The organism is Ruegeria sp. BC5, from assembly GCF_056539205.1.
The window spans coordinates 97,760-117,465 of the sequence record NZ_JBQFUN010000002.1 but is presented as its reverse complement, the minus strand read 5'-3'; the positions used below and the strand labels follow the sequence as shown (position 1 = coordinate 117,465).

19 protein-coding genes are annotated in these 19,706 nt (G+C 59.4%); 12 read left to right on the top strand and 7 right to left on the bottom strand.

All coding sequences use genetic code 11. The features are described 5' to 3' along the window. Positions 1-3 precede the first annotated feature (3 nt). Positions 4-2,058 carry a TonB-dependent receptor gene (locus ACR0LY_RS08685; protein WP_170349951.1) on the bottom strand — a complete coding sequence of 685 codons (2,055 nt, stop codon included), beginning with the start codon at positions 2,056-2,058 and terminating at the stop codon, positions 4-6. Between the two features lie 316 nt (positions 2,059-2,374). Here ACR0LY_RS08685 and ACR0LY_RS08680 point away from each other — a divergent pair, with 316 nt between their 5' ends. From ACR0LY_RS08680 to ACR0LY_RS08635, 10 genes are all read left to right on the top strand, one after another. Continuing rightward, complete coding sequence (locus ACR0LY_RS08680; RefSeq protein WP_170349950.1) at positions 2,375-3,421, top strand: hemin-degrading factor; 1,047 nt, start codon at positions 2,375-2,377, stop codon at positions 3,419-3,421. Beyond that, on the top strand, positions 3,418-4,269 hold the full coding sequence (locus ACR0LY_RS08675) for a heme/hemin ABC transporter substrate-binding protein (RefSeq protein ID WP_170349949.1): 852 nt from the start codon (positions 3,418-3,420) through the stop codon (positions 4,267-4,269). Before ACR0LY_RS08680 ends, ACR0LY_RS08675 begins: the two co-directional genes overlap by 4 nt. After that, positions 4,262-5,326 carry a FecCD family ABC transporter permease gene (locus ACR0LY_RS08670; RefSeq protein WP_170349948.1) on the top strand — a complete coding sequence of 355 codons (1,065 nt, stop codon included), beginning with the start codon at positions 4,262-4,264 and terminating at the stop codon, positions 5,324-5,326. Before ACR0LY_RS08675 ends, ACR0LY_RS08670 begins: the two co-directional genes overlap by 8 nt. 3 nt (positions 5,327-5,329) lie before the next feature. Further along, complete coding sequence (locus ACR0LY_RS08665) at positions 5,330-6,100, top strand: heme ABC transporter ATP-binding protein (protein ID WP_170349947.1); 771 nt, start codon at positions 5,330-5,332, stop codon at positions 6,098-6,100. A gap of 106 nt (positions 6,101-6,206) precedes the next feature. Then, on the top strand, positions 6,207-7,187 hold the full coding sequence (gene bioB, locus ACR0LY_RS08660; RefSeq protein WP_170349946.1) for a biotin synthase BioB: 981 nt from the start codon (positions 6,207-6,209) through the stop codon (positions 7,185-7,187). Further along, positions 7,184-8,317 carry an 8-amino-7-oxononanoate synthase gene (locus ACR0LY_RS08655; RefSeq protein ID WP_170349945.1) on the top strand — a complete coding sequence of 378 codons (1,134 nt, stop codon included), beginning with the start codon at positions 7,184-7,186 and terminating at the stop codon, positions 8,315-8,317. The genes bioB and ACR0LY_RS08655 overlap by 4 nt, the downstream gene beginning before the upstream one ends. Continuing rightward, a complete protein-coding gene (bioD, locus tag ACR0LY_RS08650; RefSeq protein WP_170349944.1) occupies positions 8,314-8,934 on the top strand; it encodes a dethiobiotin synthase in 621 nt (206 codons plus the stop codon). The genes ACR0LY_RS08655 and bioD overlap by 4 nt, the downstream gene beginning before the upstream one ends. Continuing rightward, positions 8,931-10,217 carry an adenosylmethionine--8-amino-7-oxononanoate transaminase gene (gene bioA, locus ACR0LY_RS08645; protein WP_170349943.1) on the top strand — a complete coding sequence of 429 codons (1,287 nt, stop codon included), beginning with the start codon at positions 8,931-8,933 and terminating at the stop codon, positions 10,215-10,217. The genes bioD and bioA overlap by 4 nt, the downstream gene beginning before the upstream one ends. After that, entirely contained in the window at positions 10,214-10,834 is a 621-nt protein-coding gene (locus tag ACR0LY_RS08640) for a pimeloyl-ACP methyl esterase BioG family protein (RefSeq protein WP_170349942.1), read from the top strand. The genes bioA and ACR0LY_RS08640 overlap by 4 nt, the downstream gene beginning before the upstream one ends. Then, the gene (locus ACR0LY_RS08635; protein WP_170349941.1) at positions 10,831-11,589 is read left to right on the top strand and encodes a methyltransferase domain-containing protein; all 759 of its coding nucleotides are present in this window, start codon (positions 10,831-10,833) and stop codon (positions 11,587-11,589) included. The genes ACR0LY_RS08640 and ACR0LY_RS08635 overlap by 4 nt, the downstream gene beginning before the upstream one ends. A 6-nt stretch (positions 11,590-11,595) precedes the next feature. Here the strand turns inward: ACR0LY_RS08635 and ACR0LY_RS08630 are convergent, their stop codons facing one another. Continuing rightward, positions 11,596-12,204, bottom strand: coding sequence for a GntR family transcriptional regulator (locus ACR0LY_RS08630; protein ID WP_170349940.1), 609 nt, complete (start codon positions 12,202-12,204; stop codon positions 11,596-11,598). Between the two features lie 273 nt (positions 12,205-12,477). Here ACR0LY_RS08630 and ACR0LY_RS08625 point away from each other — a divergent pair, with 273 nt between their 5' ends. After that, the gene (locus tag ACR0LY_RS08625; protein ID WP_170349939.1) at positions 12,478-13,719 is read left to right on the top strand and encodes an acyl-CoA dehydrogenase family protein; all 1,242 of its coding nucleotides are present in this window, start codon (positions 12,478-12,480) and stop codon (positions 13,717-13,719) included. Between the two features lie 4 nt (positions 13,720-13,723). On the opposite strand, the gene ACR0LY_RS08620 is transcribed toward ACR0LY_RS08625, so the two are convergent. Genes ACR0LY_RS08620 through ACR0LY_RS08610 form a run of 3 tightly spaced genes read right to left on the bottom strand, consistent with a single transcriptional unit; the run spans position 13,724 to position 17,685 of the window. Further along, the gene (locus tag ACR0LY_RS08620) at positions 13,724-14,503 is read right to left on the bottom strand and encodes a carnitinyl-CoA dehydratase (RefSeq protein WP_170349938.1); all 780 of its coding nucleotides are present in this window, start codon (positions 14,501-14,503) and stop codon (positions 13,724-13,726) included. A gap of 3 nt (positions 14,504-14,506) precedes the next feature. Then, positions 14,507-16,522 carry an acetate--CoA ligase family protein gene (locus ACR0LY_RS08615; protein ID WP_170349937.1) on the bottom strand — a complete coding sequence of 672 codons (2,016 nt, stop codon included), beginning with the start codon at positions 16,520-16,522 and terminating at the stop codon, positions 14,507-14,509. Positions 16,523-16,524: 2 nt separating this feature from the next. Continuing rightward, a complete protein-coding gene (locus ACR0LY_RS08610; RefSeq protein ID WP_170349936.1) occupies positions 16,525-17,685 on the bottom strand; it encodes an acyl-CoA dehydrogenase family protein in 1,161 nt (386 codons plus the stop codon). A 97-nt stretch (positions 17,686-17,782) separates the two neighbouring features. On the opposite strand from ACR0LY_RS08610, the gene ACR0LY_RS08605 reads away from it, so the two are divergent. Continuing rightward, the gene (locus tag ACR0LY_RS08605; RefSeq protein ID WP_254440210.1) at positions 17,783-18,706 is read left to right on the top strand and encodes a GlxA family transcriptional regulator; all 924 of its coding nucleotides are present in this window, start codon (positions 17,783-17,785) and stop codon (positions 18,704-18,706) included. A gap of 17 nt (positions 18,707-18,723) precedes the next feature. Here the strand turns inward: ACR0LY_RS08605 and ACR0LY_RS08600 are convergent, their stop codons facing one another. Together ACR0LY_RS08600 and ACR0LY_RS08595 are read right to left on the bottom strand one after the other, a co-directional pair. Then, positions 18,724-18,981 carry a hypothetical protein gene (locus ACR0LY_RS08600; protein WP_170349935.1) on the bottom strand — a complete coding sequence of 86 codons (258 nt, stop codon included), beginning with the start codon at positions 18,979-18,981 and terminating at the stop codon, positions 18,724-18,726. A gap of 13 nt (positions 18,982-18,994) precedes the next feature. Continuing rightward, positions 18,995-19,696, bottom strand: coding sequence for a NapC/NirT family cytochrome c (locus ACR0LY_RS08595; protein WP_170349934.1), 702 nt, complete (start codon positions 19,694-19,696; stop codon positions 18,995-18,997). Positions 19,697-19,706 lie beyond the last annotated feature (10 nt).

Sequence of the window (19,706 nt, the reverse complement as noted above, 5' to 3'; positions counted from 1 at the left end):
GGGTCAGAAGGTTGCAGTGACGAATAGGTTGATATTGCGTTTTGCAGCCGGGATCTGGTCATTGGCCCGGTAGGACCTGTCGAGGATGTTGTTAAGCTCGAGCGTCAGCAATGCGTTCTCGGTCAAATCCACGCTGCCGCGGAAGTTCAGCGTGGTCCAGCCCGAGGTCGGGTTGGTGCCGGTGGCTGTCCCGCTGTCGACGATATTGCCGTTTTCGTCTCGCAACTTGGCCGCGCTTTCGCCCCGCAGGAACATATCCCAGGTGCCCGTCAAGCTGGCTGTCTGCCAGTCTGAGCGCACACCAAGCGTCCCTGTCCATTCCGGGGTGCCACTGTCTTTGGTGCTGAACCCGTTGGAATAGGTGAACTCTCGGGTCACATTCGACACGATGACATAGGGGCGCACACCGCCCCAGCCGGGATCAACCTCGGCCGCGATTTCAATGCCCCAGCTGTCTGCGCTTTCGACATTGTCATAAATCAGCTCGGCCGGATTGACCGGATCGGCCACGGTGGTGATGTAGTCCTTGGCTTCGGTATAGAAAATGGCCGTATCCAGCACGAAGTTCCCGCGATCCACGCGCGCACCGATTTCATAGTTGGTCGCCGTTTCGGGTTTCAGGTTCGGATTGCCATTGATGACCTGGCCGCCAGCCGACGTGGACAGGTACAGCTCGGACAGGGACGGGAATGTATAACCTTGCGAGATGTTGGCCCGCAGGATGGCGTCATCTGACAGATTGTAGACGGCACCAATCGAGCCCAGCCAGCGGTCATCGCTGTTGCTGGCATCCGGCAGCGGAAACCCGTTGACCGTTCGTTCGTTCAGATCGCTTTCGACGCTATAGTAGCGCGCGCCGACCGTGGCGACGAAATCGCCAAAGGTTGCTTCATGCTGTCCAAAAATACTGGCCGTTCGGATTTCCGCATCCGTGAAAGAGGGCACGCTGATTTGGCTGGGCGGTCCAAAGGGCGGAATGATCGTGATATCAGAGGTCTTGGTGGTCTCTAGCCGGTCATCGTCATATTCAAGCCCGATGACCGATCGGTGACCGGGCGCAAATTCAAAGTTTGCTGTTGCCACGAACCCGCTGGTTGTCTGTTCATCGTCCGATCCCGCGTTGACAATGGTGGTGACCGGCCCGCCGCTGCTGGTGAATTCGCTGTCGAACACGCGGTCGACCTTTTGCGTGTAAGCGCTGAACTTCAGCATCGACATCCAGGGCGTCAGGTCTTCGCCTTCGTAGAACGCGCTGTATTTGCGCAGGTCCCGTTTGGGCAGGTTGATCTTGGCATCCGGGCTGCCGGTGAACACCTCGGTCGAGGCGTCGAAATCCTGTGCGCGCAGGCCGACATAGCTGTTGCCAAAGCGGTATCCGACAAAGCCCAGCACGCCGTGTTCTTCACTGCTGGAGGGCACCAGATCACCGTCGGGTGTTTCGCGGTCGTTCAGGTCCAGTTTCGAATACGACAGACGATAGTCAAAATCGTTGAACGTACCTGCGATGCTGGCAGCGGCGCGATAGCCGTCATTGGACCCGATGTAACCTGCGGTGCCGGAAACCTCGACCGGTTTGTCTGCGCCGCGTTTGGTGATGATGTTCACGACGCCACCGATGGCCCGATTGCCTGAGACAACCGATGAAGGACCACGCACGATCTCGATCCGTTCGATATCGGTGGGTGACACCAGCAGAGGTGTTCCATAACGGTTGTGATCCGACAGGCGCTGACCGTCCAGCAGGATGGCGACGCGCTGCGAATCTTCGCCACGGATACGGATACGATCCAGATCATTCTCGGACACCTGAACGCCCGGCACATCCGACAACAGATTGGCGACTGAGGCCGGGGGGATTTCGCGGATTTCACCGGCATCCACAACGGTGACGGAGGACGGGCTGTCGAAAACCTCGGTTGGAAGCCCGGTGCCGGTGACGATGATGTCATCGAGTTGGATGATGTCGTCTTCTTGTTCTTGCGCCCATAGCGGCGTTGCCGCCAAAACGGCGCTGGTCAGGGCCACGCTTGCGGTAGGCCGCTTTAATGCTGATTTCATTGAAACCCCCAGTATGTGTATCGTGCAGTCAGAGATGCACCCGCCTGAAACAGGCGAAATTCAGATGCTACCTCGCGATGTGCTGGGTGTTTCTACGGGCCTGCGCGCTAGATGCTGCGCGCTGTGGTCCATGTGGGCGGCTCCTTAGCGGATTAGATTTTTCTATACCAGACTATTTTTGTCAGAAAAATGCTGCGTGCCCTTGATGCCACAGGCAGGACCGCTTAGGACAAGGGCAAAGAAAGCTAAAAACAGCGCGCAGCCCGGTCGTCTCGGTCCCAGCCAAATGCGTTTCGATACCATTGTGGAGACGACCATGACCCATCCAAGCCCTTCTGAAATCCGTGCTGCGCGGTTGGAAAACCCCAAGCGGCGCGAGCGTGATCTGGCGGATCAACTCGGCATCACCGAGGCACAGCTGGTGGCCGCGCATGTCGGACACGGAGCCACCCGCATAAGCCCCGACATGGACCGGCTGATGCCCTTAGTGAACCGATTGGGCGAGGTCATGGCACTGACTCGCAACGAAAGCTGCGTGATCGAGAAGGTGGGGATTTACGATGATTACCGTGGCGGCCCCCACGCGGCGCTGATCGCCAATCACGATATTGATCTGCGCATGTTCCCGCGTCACTGGGTTTACGGCTTTGCCGTGGCCAAAACGCTTGAGGATGGCTCGGAACGCCTGTCCCTTCAGATTTTCGACGCCGCAGGTGATGCGGTTCACAAGGTCTTTTTGCGCGATACCTCTGTGATCGAGGAATGGGATGCCGTGATCGAGGCCCTGAAACTGCCGGACCAGTCAGACACTCTGACAGTTGAACCGCGCGCAGCGGTCGAACCTGCCAAGGTCGACCCTGAGAAAATCGACCGTCTGCGTGCTGGATGGGATGAAATCACAGATACCCATCAGTTTCTCCAGATGGTTCGCAAGCTTAAGCTGAACAGGTTGGGGGCCTATCGCATGGCCGGGGCGCCATATGTGCGGCCTCTGGCGATATCGGCTGTCGACACAATTCTGCACAGCGCCGCAAAAACAGGCCTGTCGATCATGGTTTTTGTTGGCAATCAGGGGTGCATCGAAATTCACACCGGACCCCTCAAAGAGGTCAAGCAGATGGGCCCATGGCTGAATGTGCTGGATCCTGGCTTTAACCTGCACCTACGCACCGATCACATCGCCGAGGTCTGGCAGGCCAGGAAATCCACCAAACGAGGCGATGCGATCTCGGTCGAGGCGTTTGACGCGCAGGGCGCACTGATATTGCAAATCTTTGGCGTGCTGGCCGAGCCTGCCTCAGCTGCAATCTGGAACGACCTTGTTGCGTCGCTTGAGGGCCGCCCAGAGGAGGTTCCGGCATGACTCGGGTGCGCGCAAAACTGAAACTTGCCGGATTGGTGCTGTTGGTATCTGCATTTGGTCTGCATGCCGACCCGGCGAAACGCATTGTCTCGGCCGGGGGATCGATCACCGAGATCATTTATGCGCTGGGACAAGAACACCGGCTGGTGGCACGCGACAGCACGTCGAACCATCCGCCGCAGGTCGCCGCATTGCCAAACATAGGCTACGTGCGCCGCTTGTCCGCCGAGGGGTTGCTGTCGGTCAGCCCCGATCTGATCTTGGCAGAAGAGGGCGCAGGCCCGCCGGAAACGCTGGAGGTTCTGGCCGAAACTCATATCCCTTTGGTCAGTATACCGATGGGCCATGATCGCGCGGCGGTTGTCGCCAAGATCAAGGCCGTTGCCAAGGCGCTGGATGTTCCTGATGAAGGCGAAGCACTGGCGCAACGCGTTGGCGGCGCAATCGATGCCGCCACTGCGCACAGTGAATTGGCCGATCAGCGTGTTCTGTTTGTACTGGCAATGCAGGGTGGGCGCGTGCTGGCCGCAGGGCAGGATACGGCAGCGCAGGGTATTATCGAGCTGGCCGGGGCCACAAATGCTGTTAAGGGGTTTCAGGGCTATAAACCATTGGGGGATGAGGCGATCATTACAGCAGCCCCCGATGTCATCTTGCTGATGGACAGCGGCCGACAGATTTCCCTGACAGATGAAGAGGTTTTCAAACACCCTGCGATTGCGGCCACACCGGCAGGTCAGAACGCTAAATTGTTGCGGATGGATGGCATGTTGTTGTTGGGTTTTTCGGTGCGCACCGGGCAGGCCATCTCTGATCTTGCAGCTGGATTGCGCGGCGCCAATGGCTGACCAAACCGCTGACCGGATGGCAATCGACGGCGACCGGAGCGTAACCGCGCGTCGGCTCAGCTGGGTTTTGATCGTTGTATTGAGTGTGGTGGTGCTGACCGGGCTTGCAACGGGATCGGCTGGCACGTCGTTGTGGCAGGCATTCATTGATATGGCACAGGGCCAAGACCTGTCCTTACGGGACCGGGTGGTTTTGCTGGATATCCGCGCGCCCCGTGTGATCATGGGTTGTCTTGTTGGGGCGGCGCTGGCTGTGTCTGGGGCGGTGCTGCAGGGCTTATTCCGCAACCCGCTGGCCGATCCGGGCATAGTTGGAGCCAGCGCCGGGGCCAGCTTGGGGGCGGTCGGTGCGATTGTTCTGGGCGGGACTTTGACCGTTGCCGCCGGGCTGGCAACATGGCTTGTCCCGATTGCTGCGTTCCTTGGCGCCTGGATCACCACAATGCTGCTCTATCGGGTTGCAACGCGGCGTGGCCGAACCTCTGTTGCAACGATGCTGCTGGCCGGGATTGCGCTGACCGCACTGGCGATGGCATTGACAGGCATCCTTGTCTATGTGGCGGATGACGCGCAGTTGAGGGATTTCACCTTTTGGTCCATGGGCTCTCTGGCGGGCAGCAGTTGGGGCAAGATCATGGTTGCGGCCCCGTTGATCCTGATCCCCCTAATGCTGTCGCCATTTCTGGCGCTGGGTCTGAACGGTCTGGCCCTGGGCGAAGCCGCAGCCGGGCATATCGGCATCCGCGTGCAACATCTGAAAACCTGCGCCATTCTGGTCGTCGCCGCATCGACCGGGGCAGCTGTGGCCGTCAGTGGTGGGATCGGGTTTGTGGGTATCGTGGTGCCGCATCTGCTGCGACTGGCCTCGGGGCCCGATCACAAATACCTGCTGGTCAATTCGGCCCTTCTGGGTGCGGCGCTTCTGGTGCTGGCCGACCTGATCAGCCGAATGATCATCGCGCCGTCTGAGCTGCCCATTGGGATTGTCACCGCAGTCATCGGCGCGCCGTTCTTTCTGTGGATTTTGTTGAGGCAACGCGGAATTGTGGACCTTTAGACCATGTTGATTGTCACAGACCTGAGCGTTCAGCTGGGGCGCCGCACGATCCTAAGCAATCTGTTTTTCTCAGCCCAGCCCGGACAGGTGACTGCCGTTGTGGGCCCGTCGGGGGCGGGTAAATCTACCTTGTTGGCCGCGCTGACCGGCGATCTGGACCATGACGGGGCCGTTACGTTGAACGGTCGGGATATCGCGCGAACCAGCGCTGCTGAGCTATCCGACATTCGTGCCGTCCTGCCACAAGCGACTCCAATGAGCTTTCCGTTCACCGTGTTAGAGGTGATCCGCATGGGGCGTATGCGCAGAGCTATGGACGACCGGATTGCCCTGCATGCGCTGACTCGTGTCGGTTTGGGTGGATTTGAAGGGCGGTTCTATCAGGAACTGTCAGGGGGTGAGCAGCAGCGTGTTCAACTGGCCCGCGTTCTGATGCAGGTGTGGCAACCGACCGGGCCGAAAGGGTCGCGCTGGTTGTTTCTGGACGAACCCGTTTCCAGTCTGGATATCGGCCACCAATTGCAGGTGATGCAAATTGTTCGGGATTTCGCGGCCAGCGGCGGCGGGGTGGTCATGGTGATGCATGATCTGAACCTGACGGCCATGTGTGCCGACAATGTGATTCTACTGTCGGATGGGCAAATCCTCAGCCAGGGCACGCCGGTGGATACATTGTGCGACGATTTGCTCAGTCAGGCGTATGGCTGCCGTATTGCGGTCAATTGTGCCCCTGAAACAGGAGTCTACCTTTTACCGCAGGTGGCTGGGCTTTGATCACGCTTCGCGGTTCGGCGCTGTTGAATTAGATTTAAGTTGTAGTTTGTTGTATTATCGATATTAGAAAGGCTAGGCATGGAGTTTTGGATAGATTATCGATAAAATGGAAAACACCTCCCCCACTTGGACCCGCGAGGCGGCGCAGGCCGTATATGATCTTCCCCTGATGGATTTGCTGTTCCGCGCGCAGACCGTGCATCGCGAGAATTTCGATCCCAACAAGATTCAGACCTCCAAGCTGTTGTCGATCAAGACAGGTGGCTGTGCAGAAGATTGTGCCTATTGTTCGCAATCGGCGCGCAACGGTTCGAAGCTGTCGGCCTCGAAACTGATTGAGGTTCAGCGCGTGCTGGCCGAGGCCCGCAAGGCCAAAGACGGTGGCGCTACCCGGTTCTGCATGGGCGCGGCCTGGCGTGAACCGAAAGATCGCGACATGGATGCGCTAGTGGCCATGGTCGAAGGCGTTCGCGAGATGGGCATGGAGACTTGCATGACACTGGGCATGCTAGACGACAACCAGGTGTTTCGCCTGCGTGACGCGGGCCTGGACTATTACAACCACAACATCGACACGTCCGAGCGTTATTACCCCGAAGTAATCACCACCCGCACCTTCGCCGACCGGATCGATACAATGACCCGCGTGCAAGAAGCCGGGATCAAAGTGTGTTCCGGCGGTATCCTGGGGATGGGTGAAGAGGTCGGCGACCGTGTCGATATGTTGGTCACACTGGCCAATATGGGACCCGCACCTGAATCGGTGCCGATTAACATGCTGATGCCGCAGGAAGACACACCGCTGGCGGACGCCAAGCCGATCGATCCGATCGAGTTCGTGCGTGTGATCGCCACCGCCCGTATCATGATGCCGAAATCCTATGTTCGCTTGTCTGCCGGACGCAGCGATATGACCGATGAGCATCAGGCCATGTGTTTCCTGGCCGGGGCGAACTCGATCTTTGTGGGGGAAACGCTGCTGACGGCAGAGAACCCGGAAGAAGACACCGACGCGATCCTGTTTGCCAAGCTTGGGTTGCAAGCCGAAACCGTGGCCGGGCAAAGCTGTGCGGAAGCTGCTGAATGAAAGTATTGGGTCGCCTGAACTCGATGCTTGAAACATTAGGCGCCCGGCATCGTCGCCGGGTGCTGACCCCGAGGCGTGGGCTGGACTTTGCCTCGAATGATTATCTGGGTCTGTCCGAATCTGCATGGCTGCAAGGTGCCGCGCAAAAGGCGCTGGATCGCGGTGTGCCGCTGGGATCGGGTGGGTCGCGGTTGCTGCGCGGCAATCACCCGGTACATGAGGCGTTGGAGGCTGAGGCCGCCGCGTTTTTCGACGCCGAAGCCGCCTTGTTCATGGGTGGCGGGTTTCAGGCCAATCAGGCGATTTTTTCGACCCTTCCCGCTGGTGGTGATCTGATCCTGTATGACGATCTGGTTCATGCCAGCGCTCATGAAGGCATGCGTATGGGCCGGGCCGACACGCGGGCCTTTGCTCATAACGATGTGGCCGACGCACGCCGTGTTATTGCCGACTGGCTTTCCGCAGGAGGGTCCGGTCAAATCTGGATTGCCGTGGAAAGCGTTTATTCGATGGAGGGTGATCTCGCGCCCCTGAACGCGCTGTCCGATCTGGCTGTGGAGCAGGAAGCGGTGTTGGTCGTGGACGAAGCCCATGCGACCGGTGTTTTCGGCCCACACGGCAAAGGACTGGCGCATGGGTTGAAGGCCGAAGTGCTGACATTGCATACCTGCGGTAAGGGTCTGGGCGTTTCGGGCGGACTGATCTGTGGCCCACGGCTGATGATCGACGCGCTGATCAACAGGGCACGGCCGTTCATTTTTGCGACCGCGCCATCTCCGTTTAACGCGGCCCTGGTGCGAGCTGTACTGGCGCATTTGCAATCAGACACCGGACTGACCGAGGCGGCGAACGCTCGAATACATCATGCCCATGCCGAAGCGCGTCGGAATGGCGTGTCGCCGGGTGTGCTGAACAGTCAGATCATCCCCGTCATTCTTGGGGACGAAGCGCACACGATGCAGACGACCGCAGCCCTGCAGTCGCAAGGCTTTGACGTGCGCGGCATTCGCCCTCCTACGGTTCCGCGCGGCACATCGCGGCTACGGGTTTCGGTTACGGGCAATGTTTCACAGGCCAATATTACCGCCTTGTTCGAAACCCTAGCGCAGCAACAAAGCGAGGCCGCATGAGCCCTGTCATCGTAGTCGGAACGGATACGGGCATCGGGAAAACTGTCTTTGCAGCGGGCCTGACAGCAGTCCTTGGCGCGCGGTATTGGAAACCTGTGCAGTCGGGGCTAGAAGAGGCCACAGACTCGGAAACCGTCAAGGCCCTGACCGGGGCCGAGGTGCTGCCCGAGGCGTATCGGCTGAACATGCCCGCCTCGCCACATCTCTCTGCCGAGGATATGGGGATTGAAATCGACCCGGCCCGCCTGACCTTGCCGCCGGTACCCGGCCCACTTGTGGTTGAAGGCGCGGGCGGGTTGATGGTGCCGCTGAACCGTCAGGTCTTTTTCCTGGATGTGATTGCGCAGTGGCAGGCCCCGATTGTGCTGGTGGCGCGTACCGCACTGGGTACGATCAATCACACGACCCTATCCCTGATGGCATTGCGCAATGCAGGGTGCAAAGTGATTGGTGTGGCCTTTGTTGGCGACCCAGAGCCGGACGTGGAACAGACCATCGCCGAAATGACCAATATCCGCCATTTGGGCAGGCTGCCCTTCGTCGAAAACCTTTCACGCGAAACTCTGTCTAACGCATTTTCTGCCATCGACATTGACGCGATCCGAGGTGCCTTATGACACCGCTGGAGTTTGATGCCCGCCATCTGTGGCACCCATACACGAACGTGCTGGAACCCGGCCCGATGCACCTGATCACGGGGGCAGATGGGGTTTGGCTGACGGCTCAGGACGGTACGCAGATGATCGACGCCATGTCGTCCTGGTGGTGTGCGGTGCACGGGCATCGTCACCCGGCCATCATCGCAGCCATGCAGTCGCAGTTGGATCAGATGCCGCATGTGATGTTTGGTGGGCTGACACATGAACCCGCGATTGAACTGGGCCGGAAAATGATCGGGCTTTTGCCCGACGGGCTGGATCGCATTTTCTACAGCGACAGCGGGTCGGTCGCCATCGAAGTAGCCCTGAAAATGGCGGTGCAGTACCAAATGGCGCAGGGTCGCAAGGGGCGAACGCAGTTTGCCACCATCCGCGGCGGCTATCACGGCGACACCTGGAAAGCGATGAGCGTATGCGACCCGGTCAACGGAATGCACGGGTTGTTTGCGGGCGCCCTGTCCGTTCAGCATTTCCTGCCGCGCCCACAGATCGCCTTTGGTCAGGACTGGTCCGAGGATGGTGACCTGAACGGGCTGAATGCACTGGAACAGTTGCTGGAGGCGAAAGCTGACCAGATCGCGGGGCTGATCCTTGAACCTGTGGTTCAGGGGGCAGGGGGGATGTATTTCTACCACCCGACCTGGCTGCAGCGCGCCCATGAGATGTGCAAGGCACATGACGTGCTAGTCATCTTCGATGAGATCGCCACTGGCTTTGGCCGCACCGGTGAGCTGTTTGCCCTGCACCATGCCGACATTGTGCCAGATATTCTGTGCGTGGGTAAGGCGCTGACAGGTGGGCATATCACGTTGGCGGCTACGGTCACCACCGAAACCGTCGCACGACGGATTGGGGAAAGCGAGGCCGGCGTCATGATGCACGGGCCCACCTATATGGCTAACCCGCTGGCCTGCGCGGCGGCGGTGGCCAGTCTGGAACAACTCTCGGTCCGCGATTGGCGGTCGGAAGTGGCGGGTATCGCTGTGCAGATGACGCAGGAGCTGGCTCTGGCGCGCGACTTGCCCGGTGTGGCAGATGTGCGCGTCTTGGGCGCCATCGGTGTTATCGAGATGGAAGGCTGGGTCGACGCGTCGGTAGCGCATGGGTTGGCGTTGGAAACCGGCGTCTGGCTGCGACCGTTCGCACGCAACATCTATTGCATGCCGCCCTATATCATCTCATCAGATGAGCTAAGCCGCGTAACCTCGGCCATGGTATCGCTGGTTCGAGGGATGTCATGAAACAGCGCTGGTTGTCCCGCTCAGGCACGGCCGAGGTGCTTTTGGTCTTCGGGGGCTGGGCCCTTGGCCCGGGTCCTTTCGAAAGCCTTGAGGGCAATACGGATGTCTTGTTCGTCGACGACTATATCCGTTTGGATAACCCGCTGAGCGAGCTGTCAAACTATGACAGGGTCACCCTGATCGCGTTCTCGTTTGGCGTGGCCTCGGCCGCGCATTGGTTGGCACAAACGGGGGTGCGGCCAGATCGGCTGATCGCGGTCAGCGGCACTTTGCATCCCGCCGATGTCGAACGCGGCATCGCGCCGGACATGATCCGGGCCACGGCCGATCAACTTAGCACCGCCAGCTTTGCCAAGTTCTGCCGCCGAGCTGGGCTGGAAGGTCCGGCGCCCGAAATAGATATCGACACGGCAAAAGCAGAGTTGCACGCGGTGATCGAACGTGGCCCGGCACCCGATCCCGGGTTCGACCGGATTTGGATGCCGCTGAGGGACCGGATCATTTCCACATCCGCCCAAAAGGCAGCGTGGGTTGATCAACAAGAAGCAGTCCGAACTGTTCCAACCGCGCATATACCCTTTGCCAACGGTCAGAACTGGCAGGAGTGGATCGCATGAATGCCCAGATGACCAGCCGCGTCCAGCGTAGTTTTAGCCGCAGTTTCCACTCGTACCACGAGGCTTCCAACCAACAGGCGCGGATAGCTGAGCGATTGGCGAAGGATTTGCAACGTGACGGTGCTCCGACGCATTTTGCGTCCGGATTGGAGTTTGGCTGTGGCACCGGTCATTTGACCCAAAGGCTTTGCGCGCAGTTCGCGTTTGATGGTTTGACCGTCAACGATCTGTCACCCGAGGCATATGAGACCGCCGCGTCCTTTGGTGCAGGATTTCTGTGTGGTGATGCGGAAACGGTCGCATGGCCTGCGAAACCGGATCTGATTGCCTCGGCGTCAATGATCCAGTGGTTGCCCGATCCCGCCGCGTTCCTGCACCGGGCCGCGCAGGCGCTGGCCCCCGGAGGCTGGCTGGCGGTTTCCGGTTTTGGCCCGCTGCAATATCAGGAACTGGTGCAGATTGGATCGGCGGCGAAGGCGCCCGGCCTTTGTGGACCGGAGGTTTTGGCCGCTGCTGTCGAAGGTATTCTGAACGTCGTCAGTGCCGGAGAATCCAAACAGCAGATGCAGTTTTCCTCTCCTCGCGACGTGCTGGACCATCTGCGCAGAACCGGAGTGAACGGGCGCGCGCAGAAGCCGTGGACAAAGTCGAGCCTGCTTTCCTTCAATAATGACTATGTTCGGCAGTTTGGCGGCAAGGACGGGGTTCCGTTGACCTATCACCCGACCTGGATCATCGCCCGGAAACCCGACTGATCCCGCCTAAGGCAGGCGGGTCAGGTGGCGCTGCATAACCGAATGCGCCTTGGCCGCATCGCGATCCTTGATGGCGGCCAGAATTGCAGCGTGATCCGGATCGGCGCGCGGTCGCCATTTGGCGGTGTACAGGTTGTTGAAATGCCACGTGTACAGCACTTGCAGGTTCCTGATCTCGTCAATCATGCGCGGCATGTTGCAGGCCGCGATGACGGCCATATGAAAACGCTGATTGGCGTCTTCCCAATCTTCAGCAGTTTGGGCGCTGTCGCAGTCTTCGTGTACCTGTTCTATCTGGGCAATCTGCTGGGCCGTCAGGTTTGGAACGGAATGTAGCAAGGCCACCGGTTCAAGCGCGCGTCGCATCACGCGCAGCTCTTGAATGGCGTTCTGGTCCATTGGCGCCACGCACATACCTCGGCGTGGTACAGCGACGGCCAGTCCTTTTGATGCCAGATTCAGCAGCGCCTCGCGTACAGTGACCTGGCTGACTCCGAACTCACGCGCGATCAGGTCCTGCCGCAGCTTTTCGCCGGGTTTCAATGCGCCACGGACAATCCTGGTCAACAGTTTCTGCGCAATGTCATCCGATTTTTTGATCTGCTGCTCAGACACCTGAACTCCGTCGCATTGGTGCTTTGGTCATATGATCAGACGATTATCGCTCTGCAAGGTGATGGGCAACAGGTGATGGTTGTCGTCGCAACAGCTTGGTCGTTAACTCGGCCACGCTTGACGATACAAAACCCGGCAAGTCCTGTCGCAACTCAAATGACCTTGCGGCAAAAACCGTTGGAAACCAACTGGCAGCTTTCACAAATGCGGTGGGTGCGGATAGGGTACCCGCAGAGGCAACGTAGTGTTGCAACGTTCTGAAAAGGGACCGTCATGGACTTTGCCCCATCGCCACGCGCTGCGGAAATCCGCGAGCAGCTGAAACGCTTTATGCAGGCGCATATCTACCCGCGCATCCGTGCCCATAAGGAAGAGATTGAAGCAGGCAAATTCCCGGTCTCATTCATGGAAGACCTCAAGGCGCTGGCCCGGGCCGAAGGGCTGTGGAACCTGTTCCTGCCTTCCTTGCGCGACGATGAACCCGGCACCCGGCTGAGCAATCTGGAATACGCCCCGCTGGCCGAGTTGATGGGGCAGGTCAGCTGGTCCTCTGAGGTGTTCAACTGCAATGCGCCGGACACCGGCAATATGGAGCTGTTGCACATGTTCGCCACGCCCGAGCAGCGCCAAGAATGGCTGGTGCCATTGCTGAACGGCGAAATCCGTTCGGCCTTTGCGATGACGGAACCGGATGTGGCCAGTTCGGACGCGACAAACATCACCACTTCGATCCGGCGCGAGGGGGATGAATATGTCATCAACGGGCGCAAGTGGTTCATCACCAATGCCTGTCATCCGAACACCAGAATGTTCATTGTCATGGGCAAGACCGATCCCAATGCCGACAGGCATAAACAGCAAAGCATGGTGATCGTGCCCAAAAACACATCCGGCCTGGAGATTGTCCGAAACCCCACGATCCTGAATATGCATGACCCCGAAGGCCATGCCGAGCTGCTGTTCAAGGATGTACGCGTGCCGGTCGGAAATCTTCTGGGCGAAGAAGGCAGCGGGTTTGCTCTGGCGCAGGCGCGGCTGGGGCCGGGACGTATCCATCACTGTATGCGCTCAATCGGGGCCGCAGAGATGGCGTTGTCGCTGATGGTTGAACGCGCGCAAGAACGGAAAACCTTTGGCAAGCAACTGTCAGACCAAGGCGTGATCCGGGAATGGATCGCGAAATCGCGGCTTGAGATCGAACAGGCACGTTTGCTGACCCTGCAGGCTGCGTGGAAGATTGACCAGGTGGGCGCCAAGGCGGCGCGGCGTGAGATTTCCCTAATCAAGGTGGTGGCACCCAATGTGCATGCCGCCGTGACCGACCGCGCAATGCAGGTCTTTGGTGCCATGGGGATGACGCCGGATACGCCGTTGGCCGACAGCTATACATGGGCGCGGGCATTGCGATATGCGGACGGCCCGGACGAGGTGCATCTGCAAGCCATCGCGAAGCAGGAGATCAAAGAGTCAAACTTCGGGATGTCAGCGCAATGGCTGACTCCGCCGCCGCGCTGAACGCTTACTTTCCTTTCCAGACCGGGTCGCGTTTTTCCGCAAAGGCGCGCGCGCCTTCCAACTGATCTTCGCTGGCATACAGCACATCTACCGTGCGCAACTGGCGCTTGGTGATGCGGTTCATGGCATCCTGGAACTTACTGTCCTCGGCGTCGCGCACGACCTCTTTGATCGCGGCGTAAACCAGAGGAGGGCCCGAGGCCAGCAGCCGGGCCAACTCCCACGCGCGATCCATCAACTGATTGGCGGGGATGATTTCGTTCACCAGCCCCCAGCGGTTGGCTTCTTCGGCGTCGAACCAGCGCCCGGTCAGCAGCAGCTCCATCGCGATATGGTAGGGGATACGCTTGGGCAGTTTGACGCTGGCCGCATCCGCAACAGTGCCCGAGCGGATTTCAGGCAGGGCGAATGTGGCATGCTCGGCCGCCAGGATCATGTCGGCTGACAGAGCCAGTTCCAAACCGCCGCCACAGGCGATCCCGTTTACCGCTGCAATCACCGGCTTGTTCAGATCGCGCAGTTCCTGAAGGCCGCCGAACCCGCCAACGCCGTAATCGCCGTCAACTGCATCGCCATCGGCAGCGGCTTTCAGATCCCAGCCGGGGCAGAAGAACTTTTCGCCCGCGCCTGTCAGAATGGCGACGCGCAATTCGGGGTCATCGCGAAATTCGGTAAAGACCTCACCCATTCTGCGGCTGGTGATCAGGTCGATAGCATTGGCCTTGGGCCGGTCCAGCGTCACCTCAAGGATCGCTCCGTCACGTCGGGTTTTGATCGGGTCCATGTCTCAGGCCTTTCTAATCAGGGCATCCACTGCAACCGCCGTGTCGGGCGTGCAGAGAAGCGGGTTAATTTCGACCTCGCCAAGCGTGTCGGCATTTTGCATGACATAGGCCTGAACGGCCTGAATTGCGGTGATGATCGCATCCATATCAGCGGCAGGTTGGCCGCGATAGCCCGCAAGTAACGGGGCTATTTTCAATTTGGCCAGTGCGGCGCGGATATCGTCGGATGTGCTGGGTACCAACAGCGACGCGGTATCGCGTAGCACTTCGGTCAGCACACCGCCTGCGCCCAGCGTCAGGACGAACCCATGCGCCGGATCGCGGACGACGCCGATTAAAAGCTCGACTACGGTACCGGTGATCATCTCTTCGATCAGCACCTCATCCGTCCCGATATCGGCGGCCACATCGGCCACGTCGTCAACCTGGACGCCAAGGCATACTGCGCCGTGTTCGGATTTATGGGCCAACCCGATGCCTTTGATGGCAAAGGGCGCGGTCATATCCGACGCCGCAGCGCGTGCTTCATCAGCGCCCCGAACTGTGCGGTTCTGAGGGACGCGCAAGCCACACACTTCCAAAGCTGATTTCGCCTCGGCCTCGGTCAATGTACGCGTTGCCTCGATCGTGCCGGGCAGGCAAACTAGGGCCTCGGCGGGTGCTTTGACCTGACCCGCTGCACGGGTGGCGCTAAGCGCTTCTTGCAGACCCATAAGAGGGGCGACGCCACCGGCCATAAGGTCTTGCGCGATGTCCTGGGGCAGAAGTTCAGGCAGAGTTGCCGCGATAGCGAAACGAGCTCCGGTCTCGGCCCGCACTTTCAGCGCCGCTCGCGATGCGCAGGTCCAATCTGTCGGATCAGTGGTCGGGTAATCGACGATCGAGAAGGTCAGGTCGATATCGTCGCCTGTCATTCCCGACCACGCCCGCGTCATCGCACCCTCATCGCGCCAGATATAAGTGTGGTAGTCCAGCGGGTTATTCAAAGCGACCATCGGACCAAGCGCATCACGCAGTTGGGTTTTCTTGTCGTCAGTCAACTGAGGGAAACTCAGACCAGTGCCAATGGCCATATCGGCGATTAAGCTGGCCTCGCCCCCCGAGCAACTGATCGAGGCGATGTTGCCACCCGGCAATGGCCCGTAGCAGTGCAATAGTTTCAGCGTTTCCAGGAAATCAGGCAAGGCAGACAGGCGCGGTATGCCCAACCGCTCCAGAAGCGCCTGCGCCCCGGCGTCGCTGCCTGCCAGAGACGCGGTGTGCGACACGGTTGCCGCCTGCGCCTGTTCCGACGCGCCGACCTTGAGCGCTATCAGGGGGATGCCCTTTGCATGCGCCTTGGCGGCCAGCGCCTCCCACTGTCGGATATCCTTGAACCCTTCGATATGTAGGCCAACGGCGGTCACGCGCGGGTCGTCGATCAGGGCCGAGGCAATCTCGGCCTGACTGGTTTGCGCCATGTTTCCGCAAGTCACCATATAGGCAATCGGTAGCGCGCGTTTCTGCATCGTCAAGTTGATCGAGATGTTCGAGCTTTGCGTCAAGATCGCAACGCCCTTGTCCACCGGCGTTGCACCATGCTGATCCGGCCATAGCAGCGCCCCGTCGAGCGCGTTGATGAAGCCGTAACAATTCGGTCCCAGAATGGGCATGTCTCCTGCGGCGGCTAGCAGCTGCTCCTGCAGGTCCGCGCCGGTGTCATCTTCGGCCACTGCTTCGGAAAAGCCCGAGGCGAAGCATACCGCCCCACCGGCACCCATGGCGGACAGCGTCTGTACCGCCTCAATCGTAGCGTGTCGGTTGATGCCGATGAAAACGGCATCCGGGGCCTGTGGCAAGTCTTCCAGACGGGCGAAAACCGTGTGCCCTGCGATGTCACTTGCCTTGGGATGGACCGGCCAGACCTGGCCGGCATAGCCCATGCGTTCCGATTGCAGGATGACCTGCTGACACCACGCCCCACCGCCGATAACGGCAATGGATTTCGGGCGTAGCAGCCGGTTCAGATCTTTGCTCATCTTCAGGCGCCCAAGGGACGCAGCAGATCGCGGCTGATGATGTGGCGCTGAATCTCGCTGGTGCCGTCCCAAATACGTTCAACTCTTGCATCGCGCCAGAACCGTTCGATCGGGAAGTCATCCATCAGACCCATGCCGCCGAAGATTTGCAGTGTGGTATCGGTCACCCGCGCCAGCGTCTCGGAGGCATAGAGCTTGGCCGAGGCGATCTCGCGGTTCGATGGCAAGTTCTGGTCCAGTCGCCACGCGGCGGCGAGGGTCAGCCAGTCTGCAGCGTCGATCTCGGTGATCATGTCGGCGATCTGAAAGCCGACGCCCTGAAACTTGCCGATGGGTTGGCCGAACTGCTTGCGTTCGGCCGCATAATTCAGCGCATAGTCAAAGCACCGGCGCGCGCGCCCGACTGAAAAGGCCGCGACCGTCAGCCGGGTGGCATAGAGCCACTCATTCATCACCGCAAAGCCGCCGTCGACCTCGCCCAGAACCTGGGCATCGGGCAGGCGGCAATTGTCGAAATAAAGGATGTAGTTCTTGTAACCTTTATGGCTGACCGAGTTATAGCCCTCGCGAACCTCGAACCCCGGCGTGCCGCGATCCACGAGAAAGGTGGTGATCCGCTTCTTTGGACCTTTCGGGGTCTCATCGACCCCGGTTGCGATGAAGACAATGAAGAAATCCGCGTGTTCCGCGCCCGAGATGAAGTGTTTCGAACCATTGACGACCCAGTCCCCGCCATCGCGCACGGCCTGGCATTTCATGCCCCGCACGTCCGACCCGGCATCCGGTTCGGTCATCGCCAGCGCGTCCATTCTTTCACCACGCACGGCGGGCAGAAGATAGCGCTCGCGCTGATCATCGTTGCAGGCCATCAGGATGTTTTGCGGACGGCCAAAGAAGTGGGTCAGCGCCATGGAACCGCGGCCCAATTCACGTTCGACCAATGTGAAATCCAGATGCGACAGACCAGCGCCGCCGACTTCTTCGGGGAAGTTGCAGGCGTAAAAGCCAAGGTCGATACACTTCTGTTTGATCTCTTCGCCCAGCTCTGATGGCACGGTTCCGCTGCGCTCGACCGCGTCTTCGTGGGGGTAGATCTCTTTCTCGACAAAGCTGCGGACCGTTGAAACGATCATTTCCTGTTCTTCTGACAGACCGAATTGCATGGCGCGTGTTCCCTGGCTGGTGGTTGACGAATGAAACGCCACAGGTCACGGTCACGACATGCAAAGTTAGTCGCTTAGTATGCAGAGTTAGAAAAAATTGTCCCAACGCTATAACATTCTGTTGTTTGATGGGTTTTCGAACCACTGCCTCGCCAACATGGTCGAACCGCTACGGGCGGCCAACTCGTTGTCGCGGCAGACGCTGTATCTCTGGCGATTCTGTTCGTTGGATGGCAAGCCCGTGCAAAGTTCCAGCGGGCTGGTCGTCACGCCGCATGGGGCCTTGCACGTTCACAGCGGCGATGTATTGGTCGTGATGCCATCTTACGGCTATTTGTCGCTGGATACTCGTGCCACCACGCGCGCCCTGCTGGCGGCGGCGCGGACCCATCCGCAAGTGGCCGGGCTGGATACCGGCAGTTGGCTACTGGCGCGCGCTGGCTTGCTGGACGATCACCGCGCGACGATTCACTGGGATGAGCTATCGCGGTTCGAAGAAGCCTTTCCAGCAGTTGACGTTGTGCAGGAACGCTTTGTCATAGACGGCAATCGGTTGACTTGTTCGGGGGCGATGGCGGCCTTTGATCTGGCCTCGGCCCTCATTCGTCGGGATCATGGCCCGCTACTGTCGATGGAGGTAGCCCACCTGCTGATGAGCCGCAGCGCGACCGATCCCTATGCCTTGCCTTTGAAATCCGAAGATACGCTGGTCAATCGCACGTTGACGGTGATGCAGGGGAACATAGAAACGCCGCTGACGATCCGGGACGTTGCCCGCAAACTTGGCTGTTCGCAAAAGAAGATCGAAATGCGGGTTCAGGCCGAATTACGCACCACGCCGCAGGCACTGTATCGGCGCCTGCGGCTGACTATGGCCCGGAAACTGGTCGAGGAGACCGAACAAACCATCGCGGATATTGCCGGTCGCTGCGGGTATGAAAACGCCAGCGCCATGACCCGTGCGTTCAAGGCCGAATTCGGGCGAACCCCGACTGCATTCCGCAGCGGGGCGCCGAATTGATGCAAAGTTTGGCGAATTCAGACTGTCGCACCCTTGATGCGGATGACCGAACCCAACGTACCTGCGCACAGGCCGATGACGACGGCGATTAACAGTTCGACCATACTGACATTGGCAAAGTTCCAATGGGCGAAGATCACCGTTTCCAGCACGCCGACCACGGCCCCCATCAAGCCGCCCAGCCACAGGCGGCGGGTCATCATGCCAAGCGCAAGGCCCAGAATGCCCGGAAGGCTGATGATGTTGGCCCCGATTGTTCCCAGAAGTTCCAGCATATCGTGCCTCTCTTTAATCCGCGCTCTTGTTCAGAAATGACCGGATCTCATCGCTGCTATCTGCAACCTGATGCGATTGTGCGCCCGTTGTCTCACCGGCCAGCTCATCCGTGACTCTCTGGTATTCCTCAAGGTAATCCGAAGGCAGGCTGTGCGCGATGCCCTGGTGGCAATCGATGCACGTCATGTTGGTGTCGATGGCGCGCTGGTGTTCGGATGCGGCGCGAGTTTCCTGGATGGTGAAATCCATATAGTCGAAGTTGTGGCAATTGCGGCATTCGCGGCTGTCCGACGCCTTCATCTTTTTCCAGACGGCCGAAGCCATGCTCAGACGGTGCGCTTCGTATTTTTCGGGCGTGCTGATGGTTCCGGCCAGTTCGTGATAGACGTCTTTGACGGCCATGATCTTGGCCTTGATCTTGTGGTTCCACTCATGCGGCACGTGGCAGTCGGAACAAATCGCGCGCACGCCGGAATGGTTGTTGTAGTGGATCGTTTCGCGATATTCGCCCAGATTGACCTCCATCGTATGGCACGAGGTACAAAACTCCTCGGTGTTGGTCAGTTCCAGTGTCCAGTGGAACCCACCCCAGAACAGGATGCCGGCCAGAAAGCCCGCTAGGATCAGAAAGCCCGAGCTGAACGCCACGGCCGGTGTCCAGATCCAGTTCCAGAGGCGGCCAATCCAACCGCGTTTTTCGGGGGAGTCTGCCATCTTGGTGCTC

What these genes read in the sequence shown, in the direction of transcription:
- ACR0LY_RS08685 (WP_170349951.1), bottom strand. Translation starts at nt 2,058, where the DNA reads ATGAAATCAGCATTAAAGCGGCCTACCGCAAGCGTGGCCCTGACCAGC.
- ACR0LY_RS08680 (WP_170349950.1), top strand. Translation starts at nt 2,375, where the DNA reads ATGACCCATCCAAGCCCTTCTGAAATCCGTGCTGCGCGGTTGGAAAAC.
- ACR0LY_RS08675 (WP_170349949.1), top strand. Translation starts at nt 3,418, where the DNA reads ATGACTCGGGTGCGCGCAAAACTGAAACTTGCCGGATTGGTGCTGTTG.
- ACR0LY_RS08670 (WP_170349948.1), top strand. Translation starts at nt 4,262, where the DNA reads ATGGCTGACCAAACCGCTGACCGGATGGCAATCGACGGCGACCGGAGC.
- ACR0LY_RS08665 (WP_170349947.1), top strand. Translation starts at nt 5,330, where the DNA reads ATGTTGATTGTCACAGACCTGAGCGTTCAGCTGGGGCGCCGCACGATC.
- bioB (WP_170349946.1), top strand. Translation starts at nt 6,207, where the DNA reads ATGGAAAACACCTCCCCCACTTGGACCCGCGAGGCGGCGCAGGCCGTA.
- ACR0LY_RS08655 (WP_170349945.1), top strand. Translation starts at nt 7,184, where the DNA reads ATGAAAGTATTGGGTCGCCTGAACTCGATGCTTGAAACATTAGGCGCC.
- bioD (WP_170349944.1), top strand. Translation starts at nt 8,314, where the DNA reads ATGAGCCCTGTCATCGTAGTCGGAACGGATACGGGCATCGGGAAAACT.
- bioA (WP_170349943.1), top strand. Translation starts at nt 8,931, where the DNA reads ATGACACCGCTGGAGTTTGATGCCCGCCATCTGTGGCACCCATACACG.
- ACR0LY_RS08640 (WP_170349942.1), top strand. Translation starts at nt 10,214, where the DNA reads ATGAAACAGCGCTGGTTGTCCCGCTCAGGCACGGCCGAGGTGCTTTTG.
- ACR0LY_RS08635 (WP_170349941.1), top strand. Translation starts at nt 10,831, where the DNA reads ATGAATGCCCAGATGACCAGCCGCGTCCAGCGTAGTTTTAGCCGCAGT.
- ACR0LY_RS08625 (WP_170349939.1), top strand. Translation starts at nt 12,478, where the DNA reads ATGGACTTTGCCCCATCGCCACGCGCTGCGGAAATCCGCGAGCAGCTG.
- ACR0LY_RS08620 (WP_170349938.1), bottom strand. Translation starts at nt 14,503, where the DNA reads ATGGACCCGATCAAAACCCGACGTGACGGAGCGATCCTTGAGGTGACG.
- ACR0LY_RS08615 (WP_170349937.1), bottom strand. Translation starts at nt 16,522, where the DNA reads ATGAGCAAAGATCTGAACCGGCTGCTACGCCCGAAATCCATTGCCGTT.
- ACR0LY_RS08610 (WP_170349936.1), bottom strand. Translation starts at nt 17,685, where the DNA reads ATGCAATTCGGTCTGTCAGAAGAACAGGAAATGATCGTTTCAACGGTC.
- ACR0LY_RS08600 (WP_170349935.1), bottom strand. Translation starts at nt 18,981, where the DNA reads ATGCTGGAACTTCTGGGAACAATCGGGGCCAACATCATCAGCCTTCCG.
- ACR0LY_RS08595 (WP_170349934.1), bottom strand. Translation starts at nt 19,696, where the DNA reads ATGGCAGACTCCCCCGAAAAACGCGGTTGGATTGGCCGCCTCTGGAAC.